The organism is Stenotrophomonas sp. GD04024, from assembly GCF_029837545.1.
GTDB classification, from domain to species: Bacteria; Pseudomonadota; Gammaproteobacteria; order Xanthomonadales; family Xanthomonadaceae; genus Stenotrophomonas; species Stenotrophomonas forensis.
Map to the genome: position 1 here is coordinate 1 of NZ_JAOEDV010000077.1, position 20,257 is coordinate 20,257.

The 20,257-nt window shown below is 67.5% G+C and carries 12 protein-coding genes and 1 tRNA gene; 9 read left to right on the forward strand and 4 right to left on the reverse strand.

Annotated elements, in window-relative coordinates; translation table 11 throughout:
• Positions 1-23 precede the first annotated feature (23 nt).
• The gene (gene ubiA, locus N7590_RS18190; protein WP_053451059.1) at positions 24-917 is read right to left on the reverse strand and encodes a 4-hydroxybenzoate octaprenyltransferase; all 894 of its coding nucleotides are present in this window, start codon (positions 915-917) and stop codon (positions 24-26) included.
• A gap of 150 nt (positions 918-1,067) precedes the next feature.
• On the opposite strand from ubiA, the gene N7590_RS18195 reads away from it, so the two are divergent.
• The 3 genes from N7590_RS18195 (at position 1,068) to N7590_RS18205 (ending at position 4,388) form a co-directional block, all read left to right on the forward strand.
• Positions 1,068-1,144 (forward strand) — tRNA-Arg (locus N7590_RS18195).
• Positions 1,145-1,214: 70 nt separating this feature from the next.
• Positions 1,215-2,339, forward strand: coding sequence for a helix-turn-helix domain-containing protein (locus N7590_RS18200; protein ID WP_164241621.1), 1,125 nt, complete (start codon positions 1,215-1,217; stop codon positions 2,337-2,339).
• 171 nt (positions 2,340-2,510) lie between these two features.
• Entirely contained in the window at positions 2,511-4,388 is a 1,878-nt protein-coding gene (locus N7590_RS18205) for an aspartyl protease family protein (RefSeq protein WP_164241622.1), read from the forward strand.
• A 65-nt stretch (positions 4,389-4,453) separates the two neighbouring features.
• Here N7590_RS18205 and N7590_RS18210 read toward each other — a convergent pair whose 3' ends face one another.
• The 3 genes from N7590_RS18210 to N7590_RS18220 all read right to left on the reverse strand — a co-directional run bounded on the left by N7590_RS18210 (position 4,454) and on the right by N7590_RS18220 (position 12,332).
• A complete protein-coding gene (locus N7590_RS18210) occupies positions 4,454-5,809 on the reverse strand; it encodes a Gfo/Idh/MocA family oxidoreductase (protein WP_164241623.1) in 1,356 nt (451 codons plus the stop codon).
• A 65-nt stretch (positions 5,810-5,874) separates the two neighbouring features.
• Positions 5,875-8,850 carry a TonB-dependent receptor gene (locus tag N7590_RS18215; RefSeq protein WP_164241624.1) on the reverse strand — a complete coding sequence of 992 codons (2,976 nt, stop codon included), beginning with the start codon at positions 8,848-8,850 and terminating at the stop codon, positions 5,875-5,877.
• A gap of 122 nt (positions 8,851-8,972) precedes the next feature.
• Positions 8,973-12,332: a TIM-barrel domain-containing protein gene (locus N7590_RS18220; protein ID WP_164242905.1), complete on the reverse strand. Its 3,360-nt coding sequence runs from the start codon at positions 12,330-12,332 to the stop codon at positions 8,973-8,975.
• 322 nt (positions 12,333-12,654) lie between these two features.
• Between N7590_RS18220 and N7590_RS18225 the strand changes: the two genes are divergently transcribed.
• From N7590_RS18225 to N7590_RS18250, 6 genes are all read left to right on the forward strand, one after another.
• Positions 12,655-13,809: an SIS domain-containing protein gene (locus N7590_RS18225; RefSeq protein WP_164242904.1), complete on the forward strand. Its 1,155-nt coding sequence runs from the start codon at positions 12,655-12,657 to the stop codon at positions 13,807-13,809.
• Positions 13,802-14,740 (forward strand): ROK family protein, encoded by a 939-nt coding sequence (locus tag N7590_RS18230; protein WP_053512017.1) that lies wholly within the window; start codon positions 13,802-13,804, stop codon positions 14,738-14,740. Before N7590_RS18225 ends, N7590_RS18230 begins: the two co-directional genes overlap by 8 nt.
• A gap of 16 nt (positions 14,741-14,756) precedes the next feature.
• Entirely contained in the window at positions 14,757-16,091 is a 1,335-nt protein-coding gene (locus N7590_RS18235; protein WP_164242903.1) for a D-tagatose-bisphosphate aldolase, class II, non-catalytic subunit, read from the forward strand.
• A 34-nt stretch (positions 16,092-16,125) separates the two neighbouring features.
• On the forward strand, positions 16,126-16,902 hold the full coding sequence (locus N7590_RS18240) for a DeoR family transcriptional regulator (protein ID WP_279935776.1): 777 nt from the start codon (positions 16,126-16,128) through the stop codon (positions 16,900-16,902).
• Positions 16,899-18,026 carry an N-acetylglucosamine-6-phosphate deacetylase gene (nagA, locus tag N7590_RS18245; RefSeq protein ID WP_164242901.1) on the forward strand — a complete coding sequence of 376 codons (1,128 nt, stop codon included), beginning with the start codon at positions 16,899-16,901 and terminating at the stop codon, positions 18,024-18,026. The genes N7590_RS18240 and nagA overlap by 4 nt, the downstream gene beginning before the upstream one ends.
• A 186-nt stretch (positions 18,027-18,212) precedes the next feature.
• Positions 18,213-20,000: an MFS transporter gene (locus N7590_RS18250; RefSeq protein ID WP_053512181.1), complete on the forward strand. Its 1,788-nt coding sequence runs from the start codon at positions 18,213-18,215 to the stop codon at positions 19,998-20,000.
• Positions 20,001-20,257: the final 257 nt, after the last annotated feature.

Genomic DNA, 20,257 nt, shown 5'->3' on the forward strand with positions numbered 1-20,257 from the left:
GCCGGTTCTACCTCATCTTGGGCTCAGCGCAGGGCCAGATCGACGGCGATGCCGGCAAACAGCGCGGCGCCGACCCAGTTGTTGTGCAGGAACGCCTTGAAGCACGGGCCGCGTTCGCGGTTGCGGCAGATCCAGAACTCGTACACCACCAGCACGGTGGCCACGGCCACACCGGCCAGGTAGTACCCGCCCAGCCCGCCGCGCACGCCGACCAGCGCCATGGTGGCCAGGAACAGCGCGTACAGCACGCCCTGGATGACCAGGTCGAGATCACCGAACAGGATCGCGGTGGAGTGCGAGCCCATCTTCAGGTCATCCTCGCGGTCGACCATGGCGTACCAGGTGTCGTAGGCGGTGGACCACAGGATGTTGCCGGCGTACAGCAGCCAGCCCAGCATCGGCACCTCGCCCTGCACGGCAGCGAATGCCATCGGGATGCCCCAGCCGAACGACATGCCCAGGTAGACCTGCGGCAGATGGGTATAGCGCTTCAGGTAGGGGTAGCTGGCGGCCAGGAACACGCCGATGAAGCTGAGGCCAATGGTCAGCCCGTTCAGGGTCAGCACCAGGCCGAACGCCACCAGCATCAGCACCGCGAACAACACCAGCGCAGCGCGGCCACTGATCGCGCCGGTGGCCAGCGGACGCGCTTTGGTGCGTTCCACATGCGGGTCGAGCCAGCGGTCGGCGTAGTCGTTGATGACGCAACCGGCCGAACGGGTCAACCACACGCCCGCGGTGAACACGAACAGCGTCCACAGCGGCGGCAGGCCGCCGGCGGCCAGCCACAGCGCCCACCAGGTGGGCCACAGCAGTAGCAGCGTGCCGATCGGACGATCAGCGCGCATCAGACTCCAGTAATGCCGCCAACGCGGCGTCGCCGGCGACTGCGGCGAAGTGAGGGGGGTATCAGCCATGCCGATAGGATACTCCTGCCCTTCCGACCGGGCTTTGCCTGGCGGGGGGAGATTTGTTCGGCGAAACTGGATAGAATGCCGGTCCCGCACCGCTTCATGGCGCTGCGATGCCCGCCCCGGCACTGGCCGACGGCGCGGCGGTTCTACAACGCGCCCGTAGCTCAGCCGGATAGAGTAGTGGCTTCCGAAGCCATTGGTCGGGGGTTCGAATCCCTCCGGGCGCGCCATCTTCCCCTTGTTGCCTGCACGCCGTTCCCGGTGCTGGACGTTGCTGCGTGCTTCATCAACACTGCAGGCATGACGCCACCGGATCTGCTGAAACTGGCGGCAGGCGCCGCGATTCTCGGCCTGGCCGCATTGTCCACCGGCGTGAGCGTCGGCCGCGCCCGGCATGGCAGCCACCTGCTCACCACCTTCTTCGCCTGTTTCGCCGCCGCCAACCTGTTCGGACTGGTGCTGCTGGGTGGCCAGGCCTGGCTGTCGGCCGACGCCGTGCGCTGGCTGCGGGTCATCGAGGTGCCACTGGTCTTTCTACTGGGTCCGCTGCTGTACCGCCATGCACGTGCGCTGCTGTCCCCTGCGCCGGACCACACTTCGTTGCTGCCGCTCGCGCATCTGCTGCCGGCCATGCTCGCGTTCGTCATTTCCCTGTTGAATGCTGCTGCGCCTTTCGAAGCCTCGCCGCTGGGCAAGGTGCTGTTCCAGCTCAGCTTCCATGGCTGGCTGCTGCAGGGCACGCCCTACCTGCTGGCCACGCTGTGGCTGTCACTGCGCACGCCTTCGGCTCCGCGCGGAACTGCCATCCAACGCAGCGGACTACGCGGGCTGGCGATCGTGATGGCGGGCTGCTGGCTGGCCAGCGCGATGAACCGGTGGCCGCCGGACGCCGCTCCGCTTCTGGCCAGTATCGGGCTCAGCCTGCTGACCACGGCAGGCATGTACCTGCTGGCGTGCCAGGTCGTACGCCAGCAGCTGCGTGCACGTGTGGTCACTTCGGCACCCGTCCTGATGGACATGCCCGCATCCGCCGAGGATACGCCCCGCGCACGCTACGAACGCTCGGGCATCGATGCAACGCAGTGCGCGGCCATTGCCAGCGCGCTGACCGCATTGATGCAGGACGAACGCCTGCATGAAGCGCCCGGACTGGATCTCCAGTCCCTCAGCCAGCGCAGCGGCTGGTCATCCAACCAGGTCTCGCAGGCCCTCAACCAGGGCCTGGGCCAGAACTTTTCCGAGTTCGTGACCGGCTTCCGTGTGGCTGCAGCGAGAACATGCCTGTCCGATCCGTCCGACCTCCGCAGCGTGCTGGACATCGGCCTTGCCGCCGGCTTCGGCAGCAAGTCGACCTTCAACAGTGCATTCAAGCGCGCCACCGGACAGACACCCAGCGAGTACCGACGCCGCGCCTGGTCCGGCTGAACGTCCAATCCTTCACGCCCGGTCGAATCACGCGCGCCACCGGGCAGACGCCCAGCGAGTACCGGCGCCGTCGCACCACGTCCGACTGAACGTCCAATCCTTCACGCCCGGTCGAATCACGCGCGCCGCTGGGTTGCCATCGCCGTTCGACCCAATGACGAAGGTGATGCGATGCGATGGCGAGCGATGATGTTCGGCCTGCTGTGGATGCTGGCGGCTTCCGTGCAGGCTGCCGAGCGGGATGCCGCAGGCGTGCTGGCGCAGGCCCGTGCGGCCAGTGGCGGGGAACACTGGCAATCGATACAGCAGTTGCAGGCCGAGGGTGAGCAGTCGGTGGGCGGGCTGCAGGGGCGTTGGCATCTCAGCCAGGATGTGCGCACCGGGTGCTACGTCGAACAGGCGCAACTGGGCACCTTCGCCGTTGCGCAGGGCTTTGACGGGCGCCTGTCCTGGCGGCGCGACTACGGCGGCGAAGTCGGCCTGCTGGATGGCACCGTGCCACGCCGCACCGCGCGCACGCAGTCCTGGCTGACCACCCGCGGCTACTGGTCCAGCGCCTACCCGGCCTCACGCTTTGCAGGCCCGCGTGGCGGGATTCACAACGGACAGCGCTATGACGTGCTGTCAACCACGCCGGAGGGAGCGGACCCGATCGAGCTCTGGTTCGACACCCGCACTGGCCTGCTCGGCCGCGTGGTCATTGCCTCCGCGCGCACACCCACCGCCACCACGCTGGAAGACTACCGGGCCGTGGAAGGTCTGATGTTGCCCCACCGCATCATCACCGACACCCTCGATGCCCAGGGCCGTGCCGATCCACGATTGCGCAGCGACGTGCGGGTGCAGCGCTATCGGGTGAACAGCCCGATGCCGGACGCCCGGTATGCGCCACCGGCGATGGCCGCCGACAGCTACATCGAGGATGCCAGCGGCACCACCCGCGTTCCGTTCGACCTGATCAACAACCATGTCTATATCGAGGCCGAGGTGGATGGCCAGCCGGCGCGCTTCCTGGTCGACACCGGCGCCATCAACCTGCTGACCCCTACGGCGGCCAAGCGCCTGGGCCTGACCACAGCGGGCCGCCTGAGCGTGCATGGTGCCGGCGACAACGCCAGCGACCTGGGCCTGGCGCAGGCCCGCCACCTGCGCATCGGTGGCGCGCACCTTGCAAACCCGGTGTTCCACATCATCGACCTCGGCCAGCAGATCAACTCGATGGGCGTGCCACACGATGGCTTCATCGGCTACGAGACCTTCCTGCGCTTTGTCACCACCTTCGACTATGGCGCGCGCGTGCTCAGCTTCACCCGGCCGGGCCACTACCAGCCGCCCGCCAACGCCGTGATGCTGCCGTTCGAACAGGACGATCGCGCACCGGTACTGAATGGCGAGCTGGACGGTATCCCGCTGCGTCTGTGGCTGGACACCGGGTCACGCAATTCGCTGAGCCTGAGCAGCCCGTTCGTGCGTGCGCATGGCCTGCTTGGGAAATACCACGCCAGTGAGGAGGCGGTGCTGGGATGGGGTCTGGGTGGGCCAGGCCGCGCGCGACCGGCACGGCTGGGTGTGCTGCGCATGGGCAGCATTGAGGTCAACGGCCTGGTCGGCGACCTGTCCAGCACCGACAAGGGCGCGCTGGCCCTGGCCGACTATGGCGCGATCCTCGGCGGCGGCGCGCTGCGGCGCTTCTCCATGGGCGTCGACTACAACGCCAGGCGTCTTTATCTGGTGCCCAACGCGGAAAGCACGCAAGCCGATGCCTTTGACCGCAGCGGGTTGTGGCTGCAGGCCGAAGACGGCGCACTGCGTGTGGCCGATGTGGCACCAACCAGCGCCGGGGCGCGCGCCGGGCTGCGAAGGGATGACCGCATTGTCATGATCGATGGCGAGCCGGTGGCCACGCGGAAGCTGGGCGACTGGCGCGCGCAGCTGCGCGAGCGCCCGGTGGGAACCGGCGTGGGCGTCCGTTATCTACGCGATGGCCGGCAGATGGATACCCGGCTGGTGCTGGCCGATCGGGTAGCAGAGCGCTGGCCTGCGCAGTGAGGCAGGAAAAACAGCAACGCCGGGCAATGCCCGGCGTTGCTGTCACCGCATGGAAGGGGCAGAACTCAGTACTTGCCGTCGAACGCGAAGATCGGCTTGCGCTGCTTCCACGCGCCCGCGGTGAAGTCCGGGAACTCCAGCGTCTGGAAGCTGTTGGCGATCGACTGCTCGCTCAGCGGTGTGATCGCACTCCAGGTCACCGCGTCGTAGATATCGATCGGCATCGGTGCCTTGGCCTTCAGCGCTTCCACGAAGGCATGGATGACGAACCAGTCCATGCCACCGTGGCCTGCGCTGGCGGCGGTGTCCGCGTTCTGCTTCCACAGCGGATGCTCGTACTCGTCCTGGTACTTCTTGAACTCTTCCCACTGGTGCGGCGGGCTGCGGCCTTCGATGTGGATCGAATGGTTGACATCCATCCACAGGCCCTTGGTGCCCTGCACGCGGAAGCCCATCGAGTACGGGCGCGGCAGCGAGGTGTCGTGCTGCAGCAGGATGGTTTCGCCGTTCTCACAGGCCAGCGTGGTGGTCACGATGTCGCCCAGCTTGAACTTGACCCTGGTGCTGGGGTGGGTGGTGCCGCCGCTCTTGGCCACGGTGTATTCGTGCAGGCCGCGCGCCTTGGTCGCGAACGCATTGATGTGGGTGAAGCGGTTGCCGCGGTTGATGCCGGTGTACATCGCGCACGGGCCGATGCCGTGGCTGGGGTACAGCTCACCGTTGCGCTCGACCGAATGCTCGGTGCGCCAGCGCGCTTCGCTCCAGCCCTTGGCGCCGAACTCCACGCCGCTGTCGTAGGGCTGGTTCGGATCGCCGGAGTTGAACTTCACGCCGCGCAGGTCGTGCTGGTAGCCGGCCTGCAGATGCACCAGCTCGCCGAACAGGCCCTGGCGCACCATCTGCAGTGCGGCCATCACGTCACGGCGGTAGCAGACGTTCTCCAGCAGCATGTACGGGGTGCCGGTGCTCAGCTGGGTCTTCAGCACGTCCCAGTGGTCCTGCAGGGTGATGCCGGCCACCACTTCGCAGCCCACGGCCACGCCGGCTTGCATCGCGGCAATCGCCATCGGTGCGTGGTATTCCCACGGCGTGGCGATGATCACGCCATCGATGCCCTTCTGTTCCAGCAGGCGCTTCCAGGCGTTGGTGTCACGGTCCTGGCCATAGGTCTTGGGCGCCGGCTTGCCGGCCTTGCTGACCATGTCCACGGCGCGGCCGAGCATGATCGGCTCGATGTCGCACAGCGCGACCACTTCGACATCGTCGCGGCGCACCAGTTCCTTCAGCAGCACCAGGCCACGCATGCCGGTACCGATCATGGCCAGGCGCACCTTGCGCCCGCGTGCCCATGCCGGGGTCTGCGGCAGCAGGCTGCTGGCGGCGACAGCGGCGCTGGCCGCGATGAATTCCCTACGCTTCATGGCAAACATCTCTCCTCTAGGCAGCGTGCCGGCCGCAGCCGGCACGCCAGGTCACGCAAACGGAATTACTTGAACCGGTAGCCGATGGTCACACTGTAACCACGACCGAAGATGGTCGCGTAGTCACTGGAGTCACCCAGGAAGCTGTTCGGGTCATAGAACGGCAGGCGGTTGAACAGGTTCTTGACGGTGAAGCTCAGGTTCCAGGCATCATCCGGGCGCCAGGTGACGCTCATGTTGGCGGTCCACCACGACGGTGCACCGTCACACTTGCTCTTCTGCAGTGCCAGGTAACCGCCGGTGCAGGTTTCCTTGTTGTTGCTCACTTCGTCGACCTGGTCGGTGGCCCACTTGGTGCCGCCCACATAGTTGACGAACATGCTGGTGGTCACCTGCTTGTAGGTCCAGTCGGCATTGAGCGTGGCACGCAGGCGCGGGTTGTTGTAGTAGCCCACCACATCGCCGTAGTACCAGCCGTTCTCCGCATCCATGTAGAAGCGGTTGCGGTTGGCGATGGTGGCGGCCAGGCCAATGTTCAGGTTGCCCCAGTCCCCCAGCGAGAAGCGGCTGCGCGCATCGATGTCGAAGCCGTCGATCAGCGTCTTGCCGCGGTTCTTGTACTGACCGACCACGCTGGCCACGTTGCCCGCCGAATAGCCCGGCAGGTTCGCCGGGCAGCTCACGCCGCTGGCCGGATCGGCGCACATCGCCGCCAGCTGCGCCAGGTTGGCCCGGTCGCTGTCGGTGATCGGCGAACGCGACATCGAGATGATGTCTTCCATGCGGCGGTAGTCCGGCGCGACGATCTCGTTGTTGCGGTAGATGAACCAGTAGTCGGCCGACACCGACAGCCAGCTGGCCGGCTCGTAGACGAAGCCAAGGGTGGCGATCTTCGCCTTCTCCGGTTTCAGGTCCTTGTTCGGCTGGGTCATGCGCGCCACGGTACGGCTGCAATCCACGTTCAGCAGGGTCTTGCCGAGGTCGACATCGCCCGGCCGCTGCGACTTCAGCAGCAGGTTGGCGATGGCGTTGGTCTCGTTGCAGCGCAGCTCGTCGCGGAAGCCGCCCAGCTGTGCGAACACGCCGCCGTTGCCGGACTCGGCCAGGCTCGGTGCGCGGAAGCCAGTGGAGTAGGTACCGCGCAGCATCAGCTGATCGAAGGCCTGGTACTTGAAGCCGATCTTCGGTGCGATGTTGGCGCTGAAGTTCGGGTACTTGTCCACGCGCACCGCCGCATCCAGCTCCAGCTTGTCGGTGATCGGCGCCACGGTCTCGGCGAACAGCGCATAGGTATTGCGCTTGCCGTCGAACCACGAGCCGCCCTGCTGGGTGATCAGGCCGTTGGCCGCATCGGCGTTGCCCGGGGTGTAGAAGGTCTCGCGGCTGGCGTTGAAGCCGAACGCTGCACGCATTTCGCCGGCCGGCAGCTGGAACAGCGGGCCTTCGATCTTGCCGTCCAGGGTATGCAGGCGCGTCCACGACTGGATGTCGAAGGTCGGGAAGGCTTCACGGATGAGTGCGGCGTTGGCTTCGCTGATCTCGCCGAACTTGTAGGCCGGATGATCGGAAATGATCACGCGGCCGGTGCCCGGATCGATCGTGTACGGGCCGAAGGCCTTCTCGAAGCCCTTGGTGTTGACGTTGATGGTCTGGTAGGTGGTGGAGTGGGTACCGGCGCTGGCGAACGCGGTCTCCCAGTTCCAGTCGCCCACGTTGCCACGCGCGCCGGCCAGCACACGGTAGCTCTTGTCGGTGTTGCGCTGGCCGAAGTAGTTGGCGCCGGCATCCTGCAGCAGGTACTGCAGGCCGACCACGCCGCCCATCATCGCCTTCATTTCCGGGCTGGCGTGGTTGTACTCGTTGTTCGGGCCCAGGAACGGATACAGGAACTGGTTGACGTTGTTGCCGGTGTTGCGCGAGAACCAGCTGGTCGGGTTGCCGGTGGTGGTGCCGTAGGTGCGCGGGGTGCCACCGTTGGCACGCAGGTCGATGTCGGTGTAGGTCGCCTCGGCGAAAATCTCGGTGCTCTCGCCCACCAGGAAGGTGCCGTTGAGGTAGGCGGTGTTGCGCTCGGACTTGGCGCCGGCATCGATCTCGTTGTTCATCCAGGTTTCCCAGACGCAACGCGGGCCGGCCGCTTCACTGGTCAGCACGTTCTTGCAGCCCGGTGCCGCCTCCTGCACGCGGCGGCCGGTCACCGGATCAAACGCGAAGTAGCTGCCCGGGTTGAACTCGCCCGGCTTGCTGCCCACGCCCAGGCGCAGGTTGTTGAGGTAGTTCGGGTTGTTGACGTAGTACTGGTCGGGCCGCTTGTCGTAGAAGTCGCTCAGCGGAATCGCGTCGCGGCGGTACATGTTCACCGCGCCGTAGATGTTGAAGCGGTTCTCGGCCAGGTCGCCGAAGCCGGCGGTGATGCTGGCCTGGCGTTCGCCGTAGGAGTCGATGCGCGAGGAGGTGTCGTTGGTGAAGCTGACTTCGGCACCCTGGAAGTTGCGCTTGGTGATCACGTTGATCACGCCGGCCACCGCGTCGGTGCCGTACACCGCCGAGGCGCCGTCGGTCAGCACTTCCATGCGCTCGATGGCCGCGGCCGGAATCGCATCGATGTTGACGAACTGGGTCTGGAAGCCGGCCGGTGCGCCGTAGTACGAAAGGCGACGACCGTTCAGCAGCACCAGCGTGCCCTGTGCACCCAGCCCGCGCAGGTTGGCCTGCGAAGCACCGTCGGAACCGGTGAACAGCGAACGCGCGTCCTGCTGCGCCGGGCGCGCGGCCGGCAGGTTGTCCAGCACCTGCAGCAGCGTGCGCGCACCCATGTTCTGGATGTCCTGCTTGCTGATCACCTGCACCGGCGATGCGGTTTCAACGTCGGTGCGGCGGATGTTGGAGCCGGTCACCTCGATGCGGGCCAGGTCGGTGGCCTTGTCCTTGCTCTCTTGTGCAACGGCAGGAACGGCGACCGAGAGCAGCACGCCGGCAATGGCCAGCGTCAGCGGAGCGATCGAGCGACAGGGGGGGCGGTGGTGGCGTGCGGGCAACATCGGGGTTCTCTCCTGGCAGGGGTGCGGCGCGAATGGTGGATCGGCGGGCAAAACGCTCCCGGGCCACGGCCAGCAGGGCCGTAGTCGGTATGGGCGGGGGGAGGAGCGGTGTTACGGGGGGGTCATGGGGCGACGATGCTGGCGGAGTCGCCCTCCTGGCCGATCAGCACGGCGTTGGCCCAGTTGGCACAGACCTGGGCGGGTTGGCTGCCCTGCGCACCCAGCGTGCGCAGGCTCAGGGTGGAAAGGCCACGGATGTCCAGCTCCGGCTTGACCACGCCGGGCGCCTTCACCAGGCCGCTGTCGTACAGCAGGCGGTTGTCGCCCCAGACCTGGAACTGCAGGCCACCGGCAGTGCGGCACGCGTCGTCGATGCCGAGGTCGGCGCGCAGCAGGCGCCAGCCGCCCTGCAGGCGCAGGTCGATGCGGCTGTTGGCGGCCACGCCCAGGCCACGGCGGAACTGCAGGCCGTTCATGCGCATGCCGGCATCGCCACGGAACGACTGGTCGGCGCGCACCTGGCTGGCCAGCGCGGCCGGCACCGGCAGCTCGGAGAGATAGCGCTGCCGGGCCGGTCGCTCCGGTTCCTGGTGCTCAAGGATGTGGAAGGTGGACAGCGCGATCGGGCCGACGTCGCGCGGCTGCAGCGCATCGAAGGCGCGGGCACTGCCCTGCGCTGCGGTGACCATCGGGTCGGTGCTGCTGGCGCCGTCGCCCTCCGGGTTCTGCACGCTCAGCACGCGGAACCGCAGCAGTCGGCCGGCATGCGCCGGGAAGTCGATGCGCTGCACCCCTTCCTTCAGCTGCAGGCGGCCACGGGCAATCGGCTCGCCCCACTCGCCATTGCTGTCGCCCAGGTACACCTCGTAATCGCGCACCTGGCCGTGCTTCCAGTTCTTGTCGTTGCGCGGGGCGATGTCGATGCCATCGATCATCCTGCGCTCGCCAAAGCCGATCACCCACTCGTGTGCCCCGGTGCGCACCGCCTGGTTGCGCACGCTGCGGAACCAGGTGGCGGGATCATCGTCGAAGACGTTTTCCAGCGCATGGCCGGGCTCTTCGGCCGGGCGGTTGACCACCAGCAGGCTGTCGGCCGGCAGTTCGCGGCCGAGCACCGGCGCGGCGGGGTAGGCATCATCGGCGACGGCAGCGGCTACCGCGAAGTCCAGCTGCAGCTGCAGCGGTTGGCGGATGTCCTGCGCGGTTGTGCGCACATGCAGCGTTCCGCGGCGCTCCTGGGCGTCGAAGTACCAGCCTTCGGGCGCAGTGTTGAAGGCGGCGGCGTCAGCCAACGCAGGCAGCGCGCGACCGCCGGCCTGCACCGCACGCGGCGCCTGCCGGCTGAGTACGCGCAGGCCATAGCGACGCTGCGCCAGCTGGCCGTTGTACTGGCCCTGCACCGCATCGATCTGCACCTGCACCGGGCCACTGCCCTGCGCCGGTGCCTGCACGCGGATCACCTGCGTGCTCGACTCGCCTTGCTGGTAACGGCGGGTGTTGCCATCGTCTTCGTACAGCGTGTACTGCGAATCACCCTGCGGGTACAGGTCGAACGTCACCTCATCCAGCGGCTTTTCACCGTCGAACAGCATCGACGGGTACATCGGCAGGATCGCACCGGCACGCACGAACACCGGCAGCGTGGCCAGGTCGACCTGGCGATCCAGCTGGCGTCCGTCGGCGGCGGCCTGCACGCGGCGGCCATCCCAGTAATCAATCCAGCCGCCGGCCGGCAGGTGGATGTCGCGGCGCCAGCCACGACTGGCTGCCTGGCTGCGGTATACCGGCGCCACCAGCAGGTCGCGGCCGAGCAGGAACTGGTACTTGTAGGTCTCATCCTGCGCATGCGGATCGCGCGGGTTGTCCCACATCAGGCCACGCACCGGCGGCGCGCCGGTCTGCGCGGCCTCGTGCACCAGCCCGTACATGTACGGGGTCAGGCGCATCTTCAACTTCAGGTAATCGCGGTTGATGCTGCGGTAGGGCTCGTCGTACCACCACGGGTGCTTGCGCGCGTTCGACGACCAGCCGCTCATGCCCATCAGCACCGGGGTGAACGCCTTCCACTGCAGGTCACGGGTGAAGGTTTCGGCGCTGCCGCCGAAAATCGCGTCGACGTCACCGCTGGCGTAGGCCATGCCGGACAGGCCCGAACCGACCAGGGTCGGCACGTGCCAGCGGATGTAGTCCCAACTGCTGCTCTGGTCGCCGGTCCAGGCCACTGCGTAGCGCTGGATGCCGGCCCAGCCCATCACCGTCCACAGGAACGGGCGCGAATCGGAATTGTCGAGGATGCCGTTGAACGCCTGGCGGTTGGCGTCCATCGCGAACTGGTAGCCCTTGCCGGTCCAGGCCACGTCCAGCTTCTGCACGCGGCTGCCGGCCTTGCCCACTTCCCAGGCGATCTTGTCGACGCCGTTCTCGGTCCACAGGCCGGTGCGGAAGCCATAGCCGGCCAGGCCCTTCACCGTTTCCGGCAACTGCTTGTAACCGCAGCCATACCCATCGTTGGGCAGGATCCAGCCACCGGGCATGTCGTGCGCGCGGTACTGCTTGGCCACGCTGTCGATCACGTCGGGGGTGGTGCCGGTCGGGCCGTCGCTCCAGCCCTCGGGCACGGTACCCGGCTTCTTCGCATTGTCGCCGTCGTTGTAGCAATCGGCATCGCCATAGGACAGCGCCCAGCGCGCGACCATGTTCGGGCGGCCGGTCAGCTGGGTGTAGCGTTCGATCAGCTTCGGCAGGTCGGCGCCGACGAAGTAGTACGCATCAAACCGATCTTCGCGATGCAGCAGCGTAGCCTGGTCGGGCTGGCGCAGGTCGTAGCTGCCATCGCTCCAGGTGTTGCGCAGCATGCCCCAGCCGCGGCTGCTGAGCAGCATGGGTGCCGGGCTCGGGCGGTCGCCCTCTTCCCAGCCGCCGGAATAGGACACCTCCAGCTCGCGCCCCTTGAACTGGTAGCGGCCGTTCTGCTGGCCACCACCGAAGTAGCCTTCGTCAGCCTGCGAGGACAGCACCTGCACGCTCTGCGTGGCATCCAGGTCCAGCGGCTGCAGTTCCTGCCACAACGCGGTGGGCTGGCCGTTGTCCAGGCGCTCCAGGCGCAGGCGCAACGGCTGCCGCTGCACATGCAGCACCAGTGCATCGGTACGCACGCGGATTTCCTGCGCGTCTTCTTCCAGCTGCGCCTTTACGTTCGCCTTCGGTTGCGGCAGTACGATCGGCGCGGCCTTGTCGCCGGCGCCGGTCAGCGTGCCATTGCGGCCGGCCTGCACGCGGATGATGTCGGTCGCCGGCAGTTCGATGCGGATGCGCGCGCCCTTGTCGGTCTGCAGGTCCCAGCCCTGCACGCCGTCGCGGCTGTCGCTGGCGGCCACCGAACGCAGGTTGCCGACCGGCTCTGCCCGGGCCGGCAGGGACGCCAGCATCAGCGCCGGCAACAGGGCCAGCATCAGCGGCGAGCGACGAACGCAGTTTTCCACGCGGACTCCCAACCCGTTCACCGGGCGTTTCGAAAGCGGTTGGGCCGACTCTAGGGCAGCGATTCGAAAGATGTCAACAAATTGAAAGGAAAAAGGAAGATATATTCCCTTGAAACGAAAGTTGTTGCGTCGCAATACTTTGTGTAAGCGCTTGCAGCTGCCTGTTAAGCGTTGTGCGATACGGCATCCAGCCTCTTCTTTCGTTTTCCCGCACGTCCAGCTCGAGGCAAACCCGGTATCACATTTTCTTTCTTTTTACTTTCGGTATTTGACATTTCGAAAGAAAACACAGATGGTGCGCTGGCCCAACTGGAACCTCCGAATGGACGTCACCCTGCTTTCCGATGTGTCCGCCTGGCAGCGCCTGGGCGGAGCCGATACCGCTACCGAAATCGCCCAGCAGCCTGCGCTGTGGGAAGCCCTCGCCCAGGACCTGTCGCGTGCCCGCGACCGCCTGCAGGCCTTCCTCGGCGACAGCCTCAACGATCCCCACCAGCGCGTGCTGTTCACCGGCGCCGGCAGCTCCGGCTTCATTGCCGAGATGGTGGCCGACGCGATCAACGCGCAGTGGCCAGCCGAGGTGCGCGTGGTGCACACCACCAGCCTGCTGACCCACCCGGCGCTGTACCTGCAGCGCGACCGCCCGACCCTGCTGGTCTCGTTCGGCCGCAGTGGCTCCAGCCCGGAAAGCGTGGCGGCAGTGGACCGCGTGCGCAGCGACGTGGATGACGCACGCTTCCTCGACATCACCTGCAACGCCGATGGCGAGCTGGCCCGCCGCGGTGCCGGCCGTGCCGATACCTGCACCCTGCTGATGCCGTCGGCCAGCTGCGACCGCGCCTTCGCCATGACCAGCAGCCTGACCTGCATGCTGCTGGCCGCGCTGACCGTATTCGACCGCTCGCCGTGGGACGCGCGCATCGCGCGCCTGAAGCAGATCGCCGCGCTGGCCCGCGAAGGCCAGGCGCAGTGGGATGCGCCGGTCGCCACGCTGGCGCAGCGCCCGTTCAACCGCATCATCTATCTCGGCAGCGGCCCGCTGGAAGCGCTGGCCCGCGAGTGCGCGCTGAAGGTGCTGGAGCTGACCGCCGGCCGCGTGCTGGCGCTGGCCAATACGCCACTGGGTTTCCGCCACGGCCCGAAGTCGACGTTGGACGGCAACACGCTGGTGGTGGTGCTGCGCAGCGTGCAGCCGCTGGCGCGCCGTTACGAGCAGGACCTGCTGGAAGAACTGCGCCGCGACGGCGTGGCCGGTCAGGTGCTGGCGATCGGCCCGCATTCGGATATCGGTGCCGAAGACGAATACACCCTCACCGTGCCGGCACTGGATGACCCGTGGCTGGCGCCGGTGTGGCTGGGCTTTGCGCAGCTGTTCGCGCTGCAACGCTCGGCCGCGTTGGGCCTGACCCCGGACAACCCGTTCCCGGACGGCACCGTCAACCGCGTCGTCAAGGGCGTCACCATCCACCATGGCTGAGCTGATCGCCCACGCCGGCTACGGCATCGACATCGGCGGCACCAAGATCGAGCTGGTGGCGTGCGATGCGGCGATGCAGGTCACCTGGCGCCGCCGCGTCAGCACGCCGCAGGGCGACTATGAAGGCTTCCTGCAGGCGATGCTGGGGCTGGTGGCCGATGCAGATGCCGCACTGGGCCGCAACGACGCCGCCATCGGCATCGCGCTGCCCGGCGTGCGTGATCGCCGCACGGGTCGCCAGCTCAGCGCGAACGTGCCGGCACTGACCGGCCACAGCGTGGCGTCGGATCTGCAGTCCCGCCTGCAGCGCCCGCTGCACTTCGGCAACGACCTGCAGTGCTTCGCCCTGTCGGAAGCACATGGCGGTGCCGCCGACGGCTACCCCAGCATGTTTGGCGCCATCCTCGGCACCGGTGCAGGCGGTGGTTTCTGCCTGCACGGCCGCCTGCTGTCCGGCTTCAACGGCCTGGCCGGCGAATGGGGCCACTGGAGCGTGCCCGGCCACCTGCTGCAGCGCCACGGCCTGCCGCTGATCGACTGCGCCTGCGGCCTGCAGGGCTGCGTGGAGCGTTACGTCTCCGGCAGTGGACTGGCGATGATCGAACGCCATCTGGGCGGCAGTGCCGCCGACGCCAGCGCGGTGATCGCACTCGCCGAAGCCGGCGATACCCGCGCGCGCAAGGCGCTGGACATCCACCGCGACCTGCTCGGCCACAGCCTGGCCGCACTCGTGCTGGCGCTGGACCCGCATGTGATCGTGCTGGGCGGTGGCCTCTCGCAGTACGCGCCGCTGTACCAGCAGCTGCCAGCGGCCATCGCCGCCCATCTGTTCAACGGCGTGCAGGTACCGCCGATCGTGCCGCCCCGCTTCGGCGATGCCGGCGGCGCACGTGGTGCTGCCCTGCTCGCCTGCCACCCCTCGTTTTCCTGATGTCCGGAGCCTGACCATGTCCCCGTTGCAGACCCTGCTTGCCTCCCACCGCGCCGGTGCCAACGTCGGCCTGTACAGCGTCTGCTGCAGCAACGAGCAGGTGCTGCGCGCCGCCATGCACGTGGCACTGGCGCACGGCACCGTGCTGCTGATCGAGGCCACCTCCAACCAGGTCGACCAGTTCGGCGGCTACACCGGCATGACCCCGCCGCAGTACCGCGATTACGTCGGCACGCTGGCAGATGAAGAAGGGTTCCCGCGCGAGCGGCTGATCCTGGGCGGTGATCATCTTGGCCCGAATGCCTGGCAGAAGCACCCGGCCGCCGAAGCGATGACCCACGCCCGCGTGCTGATCGAGGCCTACGTCGCCGCCGGCTTCCACAAGATCCATCTGGACTGCAGCATGTCCTGCGCCGATGACCCGGTGCCGCTGCCCGATGCCATCGTCGCCGCACGCTCGGCCGAGCTGGCCGGGATCGCCGAGCGCACCGCCACCGAGCATGGCCTGCCACCGCCGGTCTACGTGATCGGTACCGAAGTGCCGATTCCCGGAGGCGAAGCCTCGCTGGCCGAAGGCCTGCAGGTGACCACGCCCGCGGCCGCCGCGCAGACCCTGGCCATCCACCAGCAGGCATTCGATACGCCGCAGCTGCGCGATGCCTGGCAGCGCGTGATCGCGATGGTGGTGCAGCCGGGCGTGGACTTCGACCACAGCAGCGTGCACGAGTACGATGCCGCCGCCGCTGGCACGCTGGCCGATTTCCTCGAACAGCAGCCGCGCATCGTGTTCGAAGCGCACTCCACCGACTACCAGCGCGAAAGCGGGCTGCACGCACTTGTGCGCGACCACTTCGCCATCCTCAAGGTCGGCCCGGCCGCCACCTTCGCCTATCGCGAAGCGCTGTTCGCGCTGGCTGCGATCGAAGCGGAACTGCTGCCGGCCGCGCAATGCTCGCGCCTGCCGCAGGTGCTGGACGAGGTGATGGTGGCGCAGCCGAAGTACTGGCAGTCCTACTACCAGGGCGATGACGCCGCACTGCGCCTGCTGCGCCGCTTCTCCTTCAGCGACCGCTGCCGCTACTACTGGGGCGAACCCGCATTGCTGCAGGCGGTGCAGACCCTGTTCGCCAACCTGGAACGGCAGGCGCCGCCGCTGGTACTGCTCAGCCAGTACCTGCCCGAGCAGTACCGCGCCGTGCGCGAAGGCGCCCTGGCCAACACCCCCACCGCGCTGGTGCAGCACCGCATCGGCCTGTGCCTGGGCGAGTACGCCCGCGCCTGCAGTGCCAACCAGGCTGGCCCCCGCAAGCAGAACGAAAGTTCGGCTGCCTCCGTTCTTGCGAACGGCTAATCTCTACCTTTCCTGACGACACCGAGAGATGGCCATGCGCAACACCCGCTCCCGCCGGCAACAGATCCTGCAGCTGCTGATCGAGCATGGCTCGGTGCAGGTGGCCGATCTGGTCGAGCGCTTCGGCGTGTCGGCGGTGACCATCCGGGCCGACCTGACCCACTTCGAGTCGCAGGGCCTGGCCAACCGCACCCACGGCGGCGCCACCCTGGTGCGCACGCCGCCGCAGGAACAGGACATCCACGAGAAGGATGCGCTGAACCTGCCGCTGAAGGAGTCCATTGGCGTCTGCGCCGCACGCCTGGTGCGCCCCGGTGACAACATCATCATCGATTCCGGTTCGACCACGATGACCCTGGCCCGCCACCTGCGCACACAGCGCGACGTGACGGTGATGACCAACGGGTTGAACATCGCCTGGGAGCTGGCCAACGCACCGGGCATCAACGTGCTGCTGACCGGCGGCCTGCTGCGCCAGCAGTCGCTGTCGCTGCAGGGCAGCCAGGCCGAAGCCAGCCTCAACTCGTACAGCTTCGACACCCTGTTCCTGGGCGTGGATGGCCTGGACCTGCAGTTCGGCCTGACCACCCACGACGAAGCCGAAGCCCGCCTCAACCACCGCATGGTCGAGCGCGCGCGCCGCATCGTGGTGCTGACCGATGCCTCCAAGTTCGGCCGCGTCAGCCTGCACCGCATTGCGCGCCTCGACCAGATCCACACCATCATCACCGACGCCGGCATCGACGACGCCACCCGCGAGGGGCTGCAGCGACTGGGCATCGAGGTGATCATCGCCGAGCCCACCGCATGACCGACACCCGCTCCCTGCAGGGCCGCATCCTCACCCCACTGGGTTGGCGGCGTGGCCACGTCCATTTCGATTCGCACGTGCGCCAGCTGCAGGTGGACGACCACAGCGGCGCTGACGATCTGCAGCTGCCGGTGATCCTGCCCGGCTTCATCGACCTGCATGTGCATGGCGCAGCCGGCGTGGACCTGATGCAGGGCGGCGACGTGGCGCGCACCATTGCCCGCACCCATCTGCGCTTTGGTACCACCACGCTGCTGGCGACCACCATGACCGCCGGCCTGGACGAAATCGAGCATGCGCTGCAGGGCGTGGCCGCCACCATGGCGGCGCCCGATGCCGAGGCGGCCTGCATCGTCGGCGTGCATCTGGAAGGGCCGTTCATCAGCCCGCAACGGCTGGGCGCGCAACCCAACCGAACGATCGAAGCGACGCTGGCGCTGGTGCAGCAGCTGCATGCACTCGCCCCGATCCGGGTGATGACGCTGGCGCCGGAGATTGGCGAGCACACTGCGTTGATTCCCGCGCTTGCAGCGATGGGCATCCGTGTGCAGCTCGGCCACAGCGCCGGTACCTACGAGGAAGGCGTGGCCGCGCTGCAGGCCGGTGCCTCCGGTTTCACCCACCTGTTCAACGGCATGACCGGCGTCGATCACTATCGCCCGGGCATCGCTGCGGCCGCGCTGGCGCATGCGCAGTACGCCGAGATCATTCCCGACCTGCAGCACATCCATCCCGGCGTGATCCGGCTGGCCGCGCGCGCAATCCCGCGCCTGTATGCGGTGACCGACGCCACCGCTGCCACTGGCATGCCCGATGGCGAATACGCACTGGGCGAGCAGCGCGTGCACAAGTGCAGCGGCTGCGTGCGACTGGCGACCGGTTCGCTGGCCGGCAGCGCGCTGACCATGGACCAGGCGCTGCGCAACCTGGTGCGGGTCGGGCTGGACCTGGCCGATGCCTCGCAACGCGTTTCCACCTTCCCGGCCGACTACCTCGGCCTGGGCGATCGCGGCCGCATCGCGCCCGACGCCCGCGCCGACCTGGTGGTGCTGGACGCCGAACTGCGCCTGCAGCAGGTGGTGGTCGGCGGGCACGTGGTTGATTTGAACGCTGCAAACGCCTGACGTGCCGCCCGTCCTGACGCCTGGAACACCTGACGTACCACCGCTCCTTGACGCCGGAAATGCCTGACGCACCGCCTTTGTAGAGTCGAGCTTGCTCGACTGCTCTGCCGCGCCCTGCGCGGTCAGTCGAGCAAGCTCGACTCTACGAAAGCAATCCGCACCGAAACGCCTCCTGGGAATATGCCGATGACTGCACCCACCGCCCCGCGCTGGCCCGTACGCTACCTGCTCTTCATCGGCGGCCTCGGCGGCCTGCTGTACGGCATCGACATCGGCATCATCGCTGGTGCCCTGCCCTATCTTGAAGCGACCGCCAGCCACGCCTGGCAACTCAGCAGCCAGCAGCTCGGCTTCGTCGTGGCGGCGGTGCTGCTGGGCAGCGTGCTGTCCTCGCTGTTCGCCGGCATGGTGGCCGACCTGGTCGGCCGCCGCGGCGCGATGCTGCTGGCCGGCCTGCTGTTCACCGCGTCGATTCCGATCATGGCGCTGGCCTCGGGCTACACGCCGTTGCTGCTCGGCCGCCTGCTGCAGGGCATCAGTGGCGGCCTGATCGGTGTGGTGATTCCGCTGTACCTGGCCGAAGTGCTCAGCCCCGAACGACGCGGGCGCGGTGCGGCCATGTTCCAGCTGCTGCTGACCATCGGCCTGGTGCTGGCGGCGCTGATCGGCCTGTACCACGCACATGCAGTCGACGCCGCCGCTGAAGCCGTGCGCTCACTGCCGGTCGCGCAACAGGCGCAGGAACTGTTCACGGTGAAGGACCACGCCTGGCGCACCATCTTCTGGACCTGCCTGGCGCCGGGCCTGCTGTTCTGCGCCGGCATCTTCTGGCTGTCCGAGTCGCCGCGCTGGCTGGTGCGCCGCGGCCGCATCGATGATGCGCGCCGCAGCCTGCAGCGGGTACTGCCCGCTTCGGAGGTGGAGCCGACGCTTGCACAGATCCAGGCACCGGAATCGAGCAGCCGCGACGGCAAGCGCGACCCGCTGCTCAGCCGCCGCTATGTGGTCCCGTTCCTGCTCGCCTGCGTGGTGCTGGCCTGTACCCAGGCCACCGGCATCAACTCGGTGCTGGCGTACGCGGTGAACATCCTCAACCAGGCCGGCCTGTCCGGCTCGGTGGCCAACAGCGCCGACGTGGCGATCAAGCTGCTCAATGCGGTGATGACCGTGGTCGCGCTGCTGCTGGTCGATCGCAAGGGCCGCAAGTTCCTGCTGATGCTCGGCAGCGGCGGTATCTGCGTGGCCCTGCTGGCCGCCGCGACCCTGTTCTTCCAGGCCGAGCGTGGCCGCGCAGACGTGCAATCGCAGCTGCAGGCCGCCGTCAGCGGCGATGGCCTGCAGCTGGTGCTGGATGAAACGCAGTGGCAGCGCCTGGGCGGAGGCATCGACAGCGAAGGCCGGCCACTGCAGCTGACCGTGTCGTACGCCTACGGCGATTTCACCAATGTGCGCGCCCTGCGCAGCGACAACCTGACCGATCGCGAGCTGCGCATCGAGCGTGCCGGCACCGTGCAGCCGGACAGCGTGATCGGCGCGTTCTTCCGCAAACTGCATCTGAACCCGTTCGCCGACCCGGCCAAGGCCGCGCAGGCACCGTTGCGCATCGAGCAGGCCCGCATCGGCCCGGTGCCGCCGCCGGCACACGGCTGGGCGGTGGCCGCCTGCATCCTGGTATTCGTCGCGTTCTTCGCGGTCGGCCCCGGCGTCTGCGTGTGGCTGGCGCTGTCCGAGCTGATGCCCAACCGCATCCGCTCCAACGGCATGAGCATCGCGCTGCTGATCAACCAGTTCGTGTCCACCACCATCGCCGCGATCTTCCTGCCCACGGTGGGCCACTACGGCTACGCCAGCATGTTCGTGTTCTGGGCGGCGTGCACCTTCGTGTTCTTCCTGGTGGCCGCGCTATGGCTGCCCGAGACCAAGGGCAAGTCGCTGGAGGAGATCGAAGCACGGTTTGCCGGCAAGCGGGGCTGATCGCGGCGTCGCGATTGAACAGCCCGTCTTCCGGAATCCTGTCGTGAACAGCCCGATTCGGTGCCAGCAAGCGTGATGCATCCCGCAGGAATGGCGTAGCTCGCGGCAGCCGGCGGCGTCCTGCGCCAACAGTTCTCCCACTACAAAGGGAGATTCTGCATGGGCATGGATGCCGCTGGTGTCGCACTGGTCCGGGCAATCACGCTCGACGCCCGGCAACCACGCCTGCTGCGCCTGCAGGGGCTGCATGAAACGTG

What these genes read in the sequence shown, in the direction of transcription:
- ubiA (WP_053451059.1), bottom strand. Translation starts at nt 917, where the DNA reads ATGGCTGATACCCCCCTCACTTCGCCGCAGTCGCCGGCGACGCCGCGT.
- N7590_RS18200 (WP_164241621.1), top strand. Translation starts at nt 1,215, where the DNA reads ATGACGCCACCGGATCTGCTGAAACTGGCGGCAGGCGCCGCGATTCTC.
- N7590_RS18205 (WP_164241622.1), top strand. Translation starts at nt 2,511, where the DNA reads ATGCGATGGCGAGCGATGATGTTCGGCCTGCTGTGGATGCTGGCGGCT.
- N7590_RS18210 (WP_164241623.1), bottom strand. Translation starts at nt 5,809, where the DNA reads ATGAAGCGTAGGGAATTCATCGCGGCCAGCGCCGCTGTCGCCGCCAGC.
- N7590_RS18215 (WP_164241624.1), bottom strand. Translation starts at nt 8,850, where the DNA reads ATGTTGCCCGCACGCCACCACCGCCCCCCCTGTCGCTCGATCGCTCCG.
- N7590_RS18225 (WP_164242904.1), top strand. Translation starts at nt 12,655, where the DNA reads ATGGACGTCACCCTGCTTTCCGATGTGTCCGCCTGGCAGCGCCTGGGC.
- N7590_RS18230 (WP_053512017.1), top strand. Translation starts at nt 13,802, where the DNA reads ATGGCTGAGCTGATCGCCCACGCCGGCTACGGCATCGACATCGGCGGC.
- N7590_RS18235 (WP_164242903.1), top strand. Translation starts at nt 14,757, where the DNA reads ATGTCCCCGTTGCAGACCCTGCTTGCCTCCCACCGCGCCGGTGCCAAC.
- N7590_RS18240 (WP_279935776.1), top strand. Translation starts at nt 16,126, where the DNA reads ATGCGCAACACCCGCTCCCGCCGGCAACAGATCCTGCAGCTGCTGATC.
- nagA (WP_164242901.1), top strand. Translation starts at nt 16,899, where the DNA reads ATGACCGACACCCGCTCCCTGCAGGGCCGCATCCTCACCCCACTGGGT.
- N7590_RS18250 (WP_053512181.1), top strand. Translation starts at nt 18,213, where the DNA reads ATGACTGCACCCACCGCCCCGCGCTGGCCCGTACGCTACCTGCTCTTC.